9 protein-coding genes and 1 pseudogene are annotated in these 12968 nt (G+C 72.6%); 7 read left to right on the forward strand and 3 right to left on the reverse strand.

Going from position 1 to position 12968, the window contains the following annotated elements; translation table 11 throughout:
* A pseudogene (locus AC57BS_RS13415) lies at positions 1-1515 on the reverse strand (MFS transporter).
* A gap of 85 nt (positions 1516-1600) precedes the next feature.
* Between AC57BS_RS13415 and AC57BS_RS13420 the strand changes: the two are divergent.
* A complete protein-coding gene (locus AC57BS_RS13420) occupies positions 1601-2236 on the forward strand; it encodes a TetR/AcrR family transcriptional regulator (protein WP_496411945.1) in 636 nt (211 codons plus the stop codon).
* A 36-nt stretch (positions 2237-2272) separates the two neighbouring features.
* Here AC57BS_RS13420 and AC57BS_RS13425 read toward each other — a convergent pair whose 3' ends face one another.
* Positions 2273-2437: a hypothetical protein gene (locus tag AC57BS_RS13425; RefSeq protein ID WP_496411946.1), complete on the reverse strand. Its 165-nt coding sequence runs from the start codon at positions 2435-2437 to the stop codon at positions 2273-2275.
* A gap of 103 nt (positions 2438-2540) precedes the next feature.
* Positions 2541-3293, reverse strand: coding sequence for a hypothetical protein (locus AC57BS_RS13430; protein WP_496411947.1), 753 nt, complete (start codon positions 3291-3293; stop codon positions 2541-2543).
* Between the two features lie 209 nt (positions 3294-3502).
* Between AC57BS_RS13430 and AC57BS_RS13435 the strand changes: the two genes are divergently transcribed.
* The 6 genes from AC57BS_RS13435 (at position 3503) to AC57BS_RS13460 (ending at position 12967) form a co-directional block, all read left to right on the forward strand.
* Positions 3503-3712, forward strand: coding sequence for a heavy-metal-associated domain-containing protein (locus AC57BS_RS13435; protein ID WP_496411948.1), 210 nt, complete (start codon positions 3503-3505; stop codon positions 3710-3712).
* A 179-nt stretch (positions 3713-3891) separates the two neighbouring features.
* Entirely contained in the window at positions 3892-5337 is a 1446-nt protein-coding gene (locus AC57BS_RS13440; protein WP_496411949.1) for an MFS transporter, read from the forward strand.
* A gap of 93 nt (positions 5338-5430) precedes the next feature.
* The gene (locus AC57BS_RS13445) at positions 5431-5649 is read left to right on the forward strand and encodes a heavy-metal-associated domain-containing protein (RefSeq protein WP_496411950.1); all 219 of its coding nucleotides are present in this window, start codon (positions 5431-5433) and stop codon (positions 5647-5649) included.
* A 112-nt stretch (positions 5650-5761) separates the two neighbouring features.
* Positions 5762-9061: a heavy metal translocating P-type ATPase gene (locus AC57BS_RS13450; protein WP_496411951.1), complete on the forward strand. Its 3300-nt coding sequence runs from the start codon at positions 5762-5764 to the stop codon at positions 9059-9061.
* Positions 9058-9747: a DUF3159 domain-containing protein gene (locus AC57BS_RS13455; RefSeq protein WP_496411952.1), complete on the forward strand. Its 690-nt coding sequence runs from the start codon at positions 9058-9060 to the stop codon at positions 9745-9747. Before AC57BS_RS13450 ends, AC57BS_RS13455 begins: the two co-directional genes overlap by 4 nt.
* A gap of 4 nt (positions 9748-9751) precedes the next feature.
* Entirely contained in the window at positions 9752-12967 is a 3216-nt protein-coding gene (locus AC57BS_RS13460) for an AfsR/SARP family transcriptional regulator (protein WP_496411953.1), read from the forward strand.
* Position 12968 lies beyond the last annotated feature (1 nt).

Raw genomic sequence — 12968 nt, forward strand, 5'->3', positions numbered from 1 at the left:
TCAGCCGACCTCGACCAGCTCACCCTCGGCGAGCGGGTCGTACCGGTTGGCCGGCAGGACCACCCAGGCGACGGCCGAGCCGACCAGGCACAGCAGGCCGACCACGAGGCTGCCGCGGGACAGGCCTTCCATGAACGCCACCTCCAGCGCGCTCGTGACCCCGGGGACCTGGGCGCCCAGGGCGTCGGCGTAGCCGACGGAGTCCCGGGCCGCCTCGAGCGTCGCGGGGTCCAGCCGTCCCTCGAGCTCGTCCGCCAGCCGTGCGCCGTACAGAGAGGAGAAGAGCGAGCCGACGACGGCGACGCCCAGGGTGCCGCCCAGCTCGCGGGTGGCGTCGTTGACTGCCGAACCGACACCGGCGCGCGCCGGCGGCAGCACCTGCATGATCGACTCGGTCGCGGGCGTGGTGATGAGGCCCAGGCCGAGGCCCATCAGCACCATCTGCGGCACCACGGTCGTCGCGTAGTCGACGTCCACGCCGATGGTGGAGACCCACAGGAAGGACGAGCCGAGCATCAGCATCCCGGTGCCCACGACCGCCTTGGTGCCGAGGCGCGGGGCGAGCTGGCCGCCGGCGATCGAGGCGGCGGCGATGGACGCGGCGACGGGCAGGATGCGTACGCCGGTGCCGAGGGCGGAGTAGTCGCGCAGGAACTGGAAGAACTGCGTGATGAGGAAGATGAAGCCGAAGAGCGCGAAGAACGCGATGGTCACCGACGCGGCCGCCGCGCTGAATCGGCGGTCGAGGAAGAGGGTCACGTCGAGCATGGGGTGCTAAGCGGCCCGCTCGAGGGCGACGAAGACCAGCGCCAGGACGGCGGCGACGGCGAAGCCGGTGAAGGTCGTCGCGGAGCTCCAGCCGTGCTCGGGGGCCTCGATGATGGTCCAGGTCAGGGTGCCGAGGGCGGCGACGGACGCGACGAGGCCGGGCAGGTCGAGGGACGGTACGCCCGGGTCGCGCGACTCGGGCACGAAGGCCAGCGTCATGGCGATCGCGACGACGCCCACGGGGACCAGCGCCCAGAACACGCTGTGCCAGGAGAAGTACTCGAGCAGGAGGCCGCCCGACACGGGGCCGAGGGCGACGCCGGTGCCGACGGCGGCACCCCAGATGCCGAGGGCGGTGGCACGCTCGCGGCGCTCGGTGTAGGCATTGGCGATGATCGACAGGGTGGTGGGGAAGATCACCGCGGCGCTGACGCCCATCACGACCCGGAGCGCGATGAGCGCTTCGACGCTGTCGACCAGCGCGGCGACGCCGCTGGCCACGGAGAAGCCGGCGAGGCCGAGCACGAGGGCCGGGCGTCGGCCGAAGCGGTCGCTGAGGCTGCCCATCGCGAGGACGAGGGCGGCGAAGGCGAGGTTGTAGCCGTCGACGACCCACAGCAGGTCGCGGGTGTCGGCGTCGAGCTCGCGGGCGAGGCTGGGCAGCGCCACGTTGACGATCGTGGTGTCCAGGTTGATGGTCAGCGCGGCGAGGCAGGTGGTGGCGAGGAGAGCGGCTCTGCGGTTCATGACGGCTCCGGTAGGGGATGTTGACGGCGGTCACATCAGGGTGCGGCGAGAAGTTACCGCTGTCAACATCGTCTAGTCTGGTGCCGTGACCACGACGCCCTACCACCACGGCAACCTGCGCGAGGCCCTCGTGGAGGCCGCGGTCGAGGTGGTCCGCGCGGGCGGGCCCGAGGCGCTCTCGCTGCGCGAGCTCGCCCGCCGGGTCGGCGTCTCGCACGCCGCGGCGTACCGGCACTTCGCGGACCGCGAGGCCCTGGTGGACGCGGTGGCCGAGCGGGCGATGGAGGCCCTCGTCGCCTGCGTCCACGAGCGGCTGGCCACGGTCGAGGAGCAGGACCAGGTGACGCGGGCGCGTCGGCGGCTGCAGCAGATCGGCGTGGGCTACGTCGACTTCGCGCTGGCCGAGGCGGGTCTGTTCCGGCTGCTGTTCACCGCCTATCCCGAGCCCCCCGAGGGCAAGGACCCCGACGGGGAGGATCCCTACAGCCTCCTCAACGCCGCCCTCGACGAGCTCGTTGCCGTCGGCTACCTCGACGCCGGCGACCGGGTCGGTGCCGACGTCACCTGCTGGGCCGCCGTCCACGGCTTCTCCGTGCTCAACGTCGAGGGCCCGCTGCGGGGCATGGCCGCGGCCGATCGCGACGCCGCGCTGAGCGGCCTGCTGCTGGGGATCGACCGCGGCCTCGGGCGGCGCGGGGAGTGGCCGGAGCTGACCCGCTGAGGGACGCCGCTGAGTCGCCGACCGACCTCGGCACACTCACGGCGCTGGCCACACGAGCCTGGTCTCCCACTGGCCGTTCCTGTAGGTCAGCAGGCGAAGCGGCTGCTTGGAGAAGTCCCCGGCGTAGTAGCCGTTGTGCCTCCTCCGGGGGCGGGGGATGTCGGTGCCGGACTCTTCCTCGATGCTCCGCCATGCGGCCATGTCGTCCACTTCCTTCTGGTGAGGTCCCGAGTCGCCTTGGTCTGTGGGTCGACCCTCCAGCGCGGCGCTTGCCCTCATCTGTCCGGGCGCTGTCCTCCGCCGGTCACGCGACCGCCGGCACGGGCTCCGACCCCGGCTCGCGCGCGGGGGCCGCTGGAGACGTGAGCACGCGGGTGGACGCGGGCGCGGGCGCGCCATCGGGCAGGAAGCGGGTGGCTTCCGCCACGGCAGACCGGTTCCAGCGCCGTTCCTGGTCGAGCCAGGTCAGCACGAACATGGCGGAGCTCGCCACGGCCGAGATCGTCGCGACGAGCGGCACCGGGATGGACACGGTCTGGGTGAGCACGAGCCCGATGAGGGCGCCGGCGATGACCGCGGTGACAGCCGCGACGGACGTCGCCGTGTGTGAGAAGTGGTGCCAGCGCGTGTGCTGCTGGCCGGCCTGGCGCATGACCGCGTGCGGGTCGTCGCCCGCCGGCTGCATCCAGTACTGGGCGCCGGACGGATCCAGGGTCAGGTAGAAGGCGCGGATCCGCCCGATCGCACGGGCGTAGTAGGCGTCGTGGACGGCCAGGTCGGCGAGCCGTGCGTAGCTGGTCAGGCCGAGCACGAGCAGCGCCGGCAGCACCACCAGCGTGAAGACCATGAAGGTGCTGCCGAGCCGGTCGAGCTGCGCCACCAGGGCGAGCGCGACCGTGGCGGCGCTGGTGGCCGAGAGGAACAGGGAGCTGCGGCCGTTGGCCTCGACGATGGTCGAGGACCGAGCCGACTGGAGCGTGTAGTGCTCGGTGGTCAGCGCGGACAGCAGCTGCGGGTTGGTGGCGTGGTCGGCGTCGGGGTCTTCGACGATGTTCATGAGTGGCTCCTGGTCAGGTGCGAGGCGAAGTACGGGTGCCGTGAGGGTCACCGCCCCACCTGTCGCGCTCCTGCTCATCCGCTGTCCGACCACCTGCCGCGCCCTCGGGCGGTGCGCGGCAGTGGCGGACAGCGACTGGACAGCGACTGCTCGCACGCTGTCCTCACACCACACAACCGACGCCGCGGGCGAGTGAGCGAGCACTTCCGATGATCGAGATCGAGCTGACCGTGAGCGGCATGTCCTGCCGCCGCTGCGTACGTGAGGTCACCGCGCGGCTCCGCGACGTGACCGGCGTCGAGCGGGTCACGGCGGACCCCGTCCGGTCCGTCGTCCACCTGTCCGGGTCCATGACGGAGGCCGACGTGATGGCCGCGTTCGCCGGTACCACGTACCGGCCCGTGCTCCGTCACGAGTGACCGACCGGCATCTCCGGTTGCGGCCCGTTTCGGTCCGACAGGCACAGGACAGCGGCCGGACAGGCCGCGTCACCACGCTGCACACCAAGCCGCCCAGGACGGCGGCGTCGCACCGGACCCCCGGTCCGCACCACCACATCCGATCCACGCACCGACCCATCCCACAGAAGGGCACCACCATGTCTTCCACGCACTCGCCCGCGAGCGCCCCGAGCCGCCGACGGTGGCTCGCACTGGGGCTGATCGCGGCGGCCCAGTTCATGGTCATCATGGACACCTCCATCATCGGCGTCGCGCTGCCCGAGATGCAGCGCGACCTCGGCTTCACCCCCGAAGGGCTCAGCTGGGTGTTCAACGCCTACGTCGTCGCCTTCGGCGGCCTGCTGCTGCTCGGCGGCCGACTCTCCGACCTCTACGGTGCCCGCCGCATCTTCGGCACCGGCTGGGTCATCCTCGCTGCCGGCTCGCTGGTGGCCGGCCTGGCCACCAGCCCGGCCACCGAGCTGGTCGGTCGCGCCGTCCAGGGGGCGGGCTCCGCGCTGATCGCACCGGCCGCGCTGACGCTGCTGTTCGCGATCTTCGGAGGCACTCCCGCCGAGCTCACCAAGGCACTTGCCCTGTACGGCGCGGCCGCACCCGCGGGCGGCACGGCGGGCGTCTTCCTCGGCGGCGTGCTGACGGAGTACGCCAGCTGGCCCTGGGTCTTCTTCATCAACCTGCCCCTGGCCGCGGTGGTCCTCGTCTCGATGCGGTCGGTGATGCCTGCCGGCCCGACCCGGACCGGGTCCCTGGACGTCGCCGGCGCCGTCACCGTCACCGCTGGACTCGCCACGCTGGTCTTCGCCTTCGTCCGCGCGCCCCAGGCGGGCTGGGGGTCGCCCTCCACCATCGCGGCCGGTCTGGCCGGCCTCGCGCTGCTGGCAGTGTTCGTGCTGCTGCAGGCCAGGCGCCGCGAGCCGCTGATGCGGTTGGGCATCTTCCGCGCACCGAACCTCGCTCCGGCCAACTTCGCCCAGTTCATGCTCGGCGCGGCCTGGATCCCGATGTTCTTCTTCGTCAACCTCTACCTGCAGCAGGTCCTCGGCCTGGGCGCGTTCGCCTCGGGGGCTGCGCTCCTGCCGTTGACCGTCACGATCATGATCGGGATGGTCGCGGTGGCGCCTCGCCTCATCGGCCGTTTCGGCCCCTCGGCCATGACCGTCGGCGGTCTCGCAGTCCTGGCCGTCGGCCTGGTCTGGCTCTCGTTCATCGGCGCCGACGGCAGCTTCACCACCGATGTCCTGCCGGCGTCCCTGGTGACCGCGGCCGGCATGGCGATGGCCTTCATCCCGTCGCTCGGGATGGCGCTGTCATCGGCCGCGCCGGAGGAGGGCGGCCTCGCCTCCGGGATCGTCAGCACCAACTACCAGGTGGGGTCCGCCCTGGGGCTCGCGGCGATGACGGCCCTCGCCTCCGCGTTCGGCGCGGACCGTGTCGGCGATGCAGCTGCACAGACCGACGGGTTCTCGGCCGGGTTGCTCGGCGCCGCCGCGATCGCCGCCGTCGGGGCCCTCGTGACCTGGGCCTGGCTGCGTACCCCCGCTCCCGCGACCACGGAGCCCGAGGAGCAGCCGGCGACCGTCTGAGACCCGACTGCCACCCACCGTCGACACCCGACCGTCGACCCCCACGCGACCGGCCCACCCCGGACCGGCACCACCTCGCACAAGGAGAACCACATGAGCACCACCACGAGCACGACCGAGACCTACGACGTCCTCGGCATGACGTGCGACCACTGCGCCCGCTCCGTCACCGAGGAGGTCAGCGCCCTCGCCGGCGTCTCCGACGTCCAGGTCGACCTCGCCGCCGGCACGGTCCGCATCACCACCAGCGAGCCGGTCACCACCGAGCAGGTGCGTGAGGCCGTGCAGGAGGCCGGCTACCAGCTGGCCTGACAAGCCGCCGCGCTCCGGAGGCGGACCCCACCCCCTCACCCCTCCGGAGCGCGGCACTCCACCCGCCCAGACCAACCCCTCATCACCACCCCGCTCACCGTCAGGAGCACCGATGACCACCACGCTTCCCACGCCGCCGACCGGCGTCGACCCGGCCGCGACGCCCAGCACCGATCCGGGCTACGAGACCTGCACCCTCGACATCGGCGGGATGACCTGCGCCTCGTGCGTCCGACGCATCGAGAAGTCCCTGCTCAAGCTCGACGGCGTCGCCGAGGCCAAGGTCAACCTGGCGACCGAGGTGGCATCGGTGACCTTCGCCCCCGGCACGATCGACGTCGCCGGGCTGACCGCGGCCGTCACCAGGGCCGGCTACACCGCCACCCCCAGGCGCGCCACCACCGGACCGTCCGCCGCGGAGCCGGGCCGTCCGGGGCGAGGGGACGACGACCAGTCCGCCGAGGACCGGGACCGGGCCCTCGCCCGGATCAAGCGCAAGTGGCAGGTGGCGCTGGTCACCGGCCTCGGCCTGATGGGCCTGATGTACGTGCCCCTCTACATCGACACCATGGACTGGCTCATGCCGGCCATCTTCGTCGTCGCCACGATCGTCCAGTTCTGGGCCGGCCGCGACATCTACGCCTCCGCGTGGACTGCCGCGAAGCACCGCACCACCAACATGACCACCCTGGTGGCGCTCGGCACGGGCGTGGCGTACGGCTACAGCACCTTCGTGACGCTCTTCCCCGGCCTGGCCGAGGCGTGGGGCCTTCCCCTGCACGTCTACTACGAGACGTCGCTGATCATCGTGGCGCTCGTGCTGGCCGGGAAGTGGATGGAGGCTCGCGCCAAGAAGCGCACCGCCGAAGCGGTGTCGGCCCTGATGGGCCTGGCTCCCAAGACGGCCCGCGTGCTGCGCGGCGACGTCGAGGTCGACATCCCCGTCGAGGAGGTCGTCGTCGGTGACGTCGTGCGGATCCGCCCGGGCGAGAAGATCCCGGTCGACGGCGTCGTCACCCACGGCACCACGACCGTGGACGAGTCGATGCTCACCGGCGAGAGCCTCCCGGTCGACAAGACGGTCGGGGACGCCGTGATCGGAGCGACCATCAACACCACCGGATCCGTCCTGATCCGCACCACCGCGGTCGGCGACGAGACCGCCCTGGCGCAGATCATCCGACTCGTCGAGGACGCCCAGGGCAGCAAGGTCCCGCTCCAGCGGCTCGCCGACCAGGTGTCGTCGGTCTTCGTGCCGGTCGTCATCGTCGGTGCCGCGCTCACGTTCGCGCTGTGGGCGGTCTTCGGCCCGGAGACCGAGAACCTGACGATGGCGATCAGCACCACCATCGCCGTCCTGATCATCGCCTGCCCCTGTGCCCTCGGCCTGGCCACGCCGACCGCGATCATGGTCGGCACCGGTCGCGCCGCCGAGCTTGGCATCCTGATCTCCAACGGGGAAGCCCTCGAGCAGGCGCAGCGCCTCACCGCGGTCGTGCTGGACAAGACCGGCACCATCACCCACGGTCGCCCCGCCGTCACCGGCGTCACCACCCGAGGCGGCTGGACCGAGTCCGAGGTGCTCGCGCTGGTGGCTGCAGCCGAGGCCGGCAGCGAGCACCCGCTCGCCCAGGCGATCGTCGACCACGCGCGCGACGCGGGAGTCCGGCTGGCCGAGGTGACTGCGTTCGACGCCGTCCCGGGCCACGGCATCGACGCGGTGGTCGCGGGCCGACGCGTACGGATCGGCAACCAGGCCCTGATGGACCTCGCGGGCACGGACACCACCGAGCTGCAGACCACTGCGACCACGTCCGCCGAACGCGGTGAGACCGCGATGTACGTGGCCATCGACGACGAGGCGGCCGCGGTCGTCAGTGTCGCGGACACCGTGAAGCCGGAGTCCGTCGAGGCCATCGCGCAGCTGGAGGCCTTGGGTCTCGAGGTGTGGATGATCACCGGCGACCACGCGGCGACCGCCCACGCGGTCGCCGCCCAGGTCGGGATCCACCGGGTCCTCGCGGAGGTCCTGCCGGCCGACAAGGCCGCGGCCGTGGCCCGGCTGCAGTCCCAGGGACACGTCGTCGCGATGGCCGGCGACGGCGTCAACGACGCCGGCGCCCTGGCCCAGGCCGACCTCGGCATCGCGATCGGCACCGGTGCCGACGTCGCCATCGCGGCCTCGGACATCACGCTGATCGGCGGCGACCTGCGCAGCATCGTGTCGGCGATCGCCCTCTCGCGGCGCACCGTCACCACGATGCGGCAGGGACTGGCATGGGCGTTCGGCTACAACGTGCTCCTGATCCCGGTCGCCGCCGGGGCGTTGTACGCCTGGGACGGGCTGCTGCTGGACCCGGTGCTCGCGTCCGCCGCGATGGTGATGAGCTCGGTCAGCGTGCTGAGCAACGCGCTGCGGCTGCGCCGGTTCCGCCGACCCACCTCGGTGGGCGAGATCCTCACCCCGCCGCTTCGCCAGCGCGTCGGCCAGTACGCCTACCTGGTCGGCGTGGCCGCCGTCGCCCTGGCCATCGGTGGCACGCTGACCGCCGTCAGCCGCATGGACTTCGCCGAGCGAGGCATGAACGGCACCCTCGCCTGGATGCAGGGCACCGGCATGCCGATGCGGCCGGCGATGAGCGTCATGATGACCGCCGAGGTGCCGCCGACCGAGGCGTCCGAGGCAGGGCTGGCAGTGCAGCTGCAGGTGCCCAGCGACGTCCGGGCCGGTGTCCCGACGACGGTCAGCGCGACGGTGGTGGACGCGGTCACCGGGGAGCCGATCACCGACGTCACCCGCAGCCACGAGGCCTGGATGCACCTGATCGCCACCCGGGACGACCTGGGCACCTTCGCCCACGTCCACCCCGAGCCGACGGGGCGGCCAGGCGAGCTGCAGGTCGAGATGACCTTCCCGACGCCGGGGCGCTACATCGTCAACACCGAGTTCCGGCAGCGTGGCCAGATGGCCGACGTCCACCAGCGCCAGGTCATCACCGTGGCCGGCGACGCGCCCGCCCGGGAGGACCGCGTGGTCACGGCCAGGACGGTCGAGGTCGACGGCATCCGGGTCGAGCTGGGCGGCGACGCCGTGGTGGGCGAGCCCAGCGACCTGCACCTCGAGTTCACCGACGCCCGGACCGGGCGGCCGGTCGAGGACCTGCAGCCGTTCCTGGCCGCCGCGGGCCACGTGGTCGTGATGCGCGCTGACGGGCTCACCTTCGCGCACGAGCACGCGGAGGTCGAGGACGACGACGGCCGTCCCGTCTTCGCGACTCCCGGTGAGAGGTTCGGGCCCGAGCTGGACGTCCACGCCGAGTTCGACGCCGCGGGCACCTACCAGCTGTGGGGCCAGTTCCGCCTCGCCGACGGTGACGTGCTGACGGTTCCGTTCACCGTCGAGGCGTCTTGACCACCTCCGACAGCACCTCGTGGTCCCTCGCCGACCAGGTGGAGAGCCATCCGTGGCTGCGCGCACTGGGCGGGAGGCGCGGCCTCGTGGACGGTGCCACTGCACCGGTCGTGTTCGTCGCGGTCAACGCAGTCCTCGGGCTGACCGCACACGCGGCCCACGCCCTGGTCTGGGCCGTCGCCGCCTCGGCGACGACGGCCCTGGCCATCGTGCTCGTCCGCGCCCGCCGGGGCGAGCCCCTGGGTGGGGGCCTGCGCGGCCTGGTCGGCCTGGCCGTGGCGATCGGGTTCGCCGGCTGGACCGGAGAGGCGCGCGACTTCTTCCTCCCGGGCATCTACGTGGACGGTGCGTACGGCGTCGCGTTCGCAGCCTCCGCGCTCGTGGGCAGACCGATCGTGGGCTACGTCTACGCCTCGCTGTTCCGGCTCGGCCGGACCTGGCGGTCCCACCGTGCGCTCCGCCGCACCCTCGCCGCGGCGACGTACGGCTGGGCGGCGGTGTTCGGGATCCGGACGGTGGTCCAGGTCTTCCTCTACCGTGCCGACCAGCCCGAGCTGCTGGCTCTCGCGAAGCTGCTGCTGGGATGGCCGCTCACCGTGCTGGCCCTGCTGCTGACGCTCGCTGCCGCACGGTGGGCCCGTACGCGTCCGGGCCATTGCGAGCACCCGGATCAAGGATCACGATGAGCGCATGACGGACGGAAGCGACGGGGGCGACGTACGCTTCCGGCTGCTCGGCCCGATGGAGATGTCTGTCAACGGTCAGTCCGCCAAGCTCCCGGGCGCGGCCGAGCGCGCCTTGATGGCCCAGCTGCTGCTCGCACCGGGCCGGACCATCCCGGCCACTCTCCTCGTCGACCGGCTGTGGTCGGAGTCCAGCCTGCCGGTGGACCCGATGAACGCGCTCCAGATCCGGGTCTCCAAGCTCCGCCGCATGCTGCAGTCACTCGGCCTCGGGGAGCTCGTCGGCCGCGAGGGCGTGGGATACCGCGCCCATGTCGACCCGGGCGACGTGGACGTGCACGACTTCGAGGCGCGTCTGCGCCAGGCCCGCGACCGCAGCCATGCCACCGACGCCGCGGAGGTGGAGGTCCTCGATGCCTACGACGCAGCCCTGGCCCTGTGGTCGGGGGCACCGCTCAGCGACTTCGCGACCGAGCAGTGGGCCATGGCGGAGGCGGCACGCCTGACCGAGCTCAGGCTGGCGGCGATGACCGAGCGCGCGCAGGCCGCCCTCGCCCTGGGCCGGCACGGCGAGGTCATCGCCCACATCGAGCCGGTCGTGGCGGACGACCCCACCCTGGAGTCGATGGCCGGCCTGCTGATGGTCGCGCTCTACCGCAGCGGGCGACAGGCCGACGCGCTGGACGTCTACACCCGCACCCGCGACGTCCTCGACGACGCGCTGGGCCTCGAACCATCGCAGTCGCTGCGCTCCCTCCACGAGCGGGTCCTGCGACAGGACGCCTCGCTCGGTGGAGCCTCCGACCTCGCCCCGCCGGCGCCGGTCGTCGTGCCCGCCACCCGGCCCCGGGCGACCCAGGCGGCTCGCGCGACCAACCTCCCCACCGTGGTCCGGGCGCTGATCGGCCGCGACGAGCAGCTGGACGCACTGTCGACGCTCGTGGGCGACGCGCGACTGCTCTCCCTGATCGGCCCGGGCGGATCCGGGAAGACGTCGCTGGCGCTGGCCACCGTGGTGCGCACCGCCGAGACCTTCGCCGACGGGGCCTTCGGGGCTCGCCTCGCCTCCATCAGCGAACCCGGTCAGGTGCCGATCGCGGTCGCCGACGCCCTCGCCGTACCGCTGGACGGAGCCGCAGGTGACCGCGACGTCCGCGAGCGGGTGATCAGCTACCTGGGCAACAAGCACCTCCTGCTGCTGGTCGACAACTGCGAGCACGTCATCGACGCCGCCGCGTCCCTGATCGACGACGTCCTGGCGCGTTGCCCGAGGGTGACGGTGCTCGCCACCAGCCGCGAGGCCCTCGCGGTGCCGGACGAGGTCCAGGTCACCGTCAGTCCGCTGGAGACGCCGCCGGACACGGCTGCGCCGTCACAGGTCCTGGACTACTCGTCCGCCCAGCTGTTCGCGGAGCGGGCCCGCGCGCTCCGGCCGGGTCGGGTCTTCGGCGAGGGCGACCTGGCGGCCATCGGTCGCATCTGTCGCGCACTGGACGGCATCCCCCTGGCCCTCGAGCTCGCCGCCGCCCGGACCTCGTCGTTGTCCCCGACCGACATCGCGGGCCGGTTGGACCAGCGTTTCTCGCTGCTCACCTCGGGCGCCCGTACGGCGGAGGCGCGGCAGCAGACGCTGCGCGCCACCGTCGAGTGGAGCTACCTGCTGTTGACCGAGCGGGAGCAACGTGTCTTCGACCGGCTCTCGGTCTTCCAGGGAGGCTGGACCCTCACCGCGGCCGAGGAGATCGTCGCCGACCCGGACATGCAGCTCGGCGAGGTGCTCGACACCGTCGGTCGGCTCGTCGAACGCTCGATGGTGGTCGTCGAGCCAGGTCCCACGACGCGCTACCGCATGCTGGAGACCCTGCGGCAGTACGCCGCCGAACGACTCGCCCAGTCCGGCCGGGCCGACGACGTGGCCCGCCGTCACGCCACGTGGTTCCGAGACATGGCCCTGGCGGCGGAGACGGGGCTGCGTGGCCACGGGCAACGCGACACCTTGACGCAGCTGAGGGACGAGCAACCGAACCTCCGGGCAGCACTGACCTGGCTCGCCGGGCCGGGGGGCGACCCCGACGGTGCCCTCTCGATGGCCGGCGCCCTCGGCCTGTTCTGGCACCTGGGCCGACACCTCGAGGGGCGCGAGCTGCTCGGGCGACTGCTCGCCACCCATCCCGGGACACCTCCGGCGCGCGCCATCGCCCTCCAGGCCGTGTCCCTGGTGGAGCGGCCCCGAGCCTGCCTGGTCCACCCGAGCCCGCTCTGCGCCGAGACCGCGCAGGAGAGCCTGACCCTGTTCGAGAGCCTCGGCGACCCGTCCCGGGCTGCGCTGTCCCAGGTGCTGCTCGCCGTCCAGGGCGTGACCGGCGCCGACCCGGAGGAGCAGCGACGGATGCTGGCGGCGGCCCAGGCACAGTTCGAGCGCGACGGCGACGCATGGGGGACCGCGGTGATCGGCTTCGTCCGCATGGAGACCGCCCTCAAGACCGGCGACGAGGACGACGCCGTACCGATCGGACGGGCAACCGCGGCGGCCTTCCGGCAGCTGGACGACCCCTGGGGACTGTCAGCCATTCTCTACCACCTCGGCTGGGGACTTCGACAGTTCGGACGTTACGAGGAGTCCGCACGCGTCCTCGAGGAGGCGATCGACGTCGCCGCCTCGGCCGGGCTCTACAACACCGTCCAGTGGGCGCTGGCCGACCTCGGTGTGGGACACATCCACCAGGGGCACCCCGACGTGGCGGCACACCTGTTCGACCGTGCCGCCGAGGCCTCCGAGCAGGTGGGGGACGGGGCGGGAGCCGTCCTGGCGACCTATGGGCGAGCGATGCTGGCCCAGGTGGCCGGTGACTGGCCGACGGCCCGTCGCGGCTACGCCGACGCCGTCCCCGGCTTCCAGCGACTCGGCACCCCCGTGCCCCAGGGGCTGGCGCTGGCCGGCCTCGCCCGGTGCGACGAAGCCGACGGAGATGTCGTCAGCGCCCGCAGTCGCTACGAACGCGCCCTCGCCATGGCCCACGAGGTCGGCGAGCCCGGTCTCGTGGCCACCTCCCTGGAAGGCCTGGCGCGACTGACAGCCGCGTCGGGCGACCGGCCCGCCGCCGAACAGCTCCTCCGGGAGGCGTCACAGGTCCGGGAGACGGCCGTACGTCCGGCGCCCCCGCACGAGCGTCGCGACGTGCAGGACCTCACGGCGCACGCGCGCTCCGTCCCCGACTCCTGAG

The sequence above is a fragment of the Nocardioides sp. BGA-UO-ETr-FS32 genome (assembly GCF_059567905.1).

Coding starts and splice junctions, on each gene's coding strand:
- AC57BS_RS13430 (WP_496411947.1), bottom strand. CDS start 3,293: ATGAACATCGTCGAAGACCCCGACGCCGACCACGCCACCAACCCGCAG.
- AC57BS_RS13460 (WP_496411953.1), top strand. CDS start 9,752: ATGACGGACGGAAGCGACGGGGGCGACGTACGCTTCCGGCTGCTCGGC.
- AC57BS_RS13425 (WP_496411946.1), bottom strand. CDS start 2,437: ATGGCCGCATGGCGGAGCATCGAGGAAGAGTCCGGCACCGACATCCCC.
- AC57BS_RS13440 (WP_496411949.1), top strand. CDS start 3,892: ATGTCTTCCACGCACTCGCCCGCGAGCGCCCCGAGCCGCCGACGGTGG.
- AC57BS_RS13445 (WP_496411950.1), top strand. CDS start 5,431: ATGAGCACCACCACGAGCACGACCGAGACCTACGACGTCCTCGGCATG.
- AC57BS_RS13450 (WP_496411951.1), top strand. CDS start 5,762: ATGACCACCACGCTTCCCACGCCGCCGACCGGCGTCGACCCGGCCGCG.
- AC57BS_RS13435 (WP_496411948.1), top strand. CDS start 3,503: ATGATCGAGATCGAGCTGACCGTGAGCGGCATGTCCTGCCGCCGCTGC.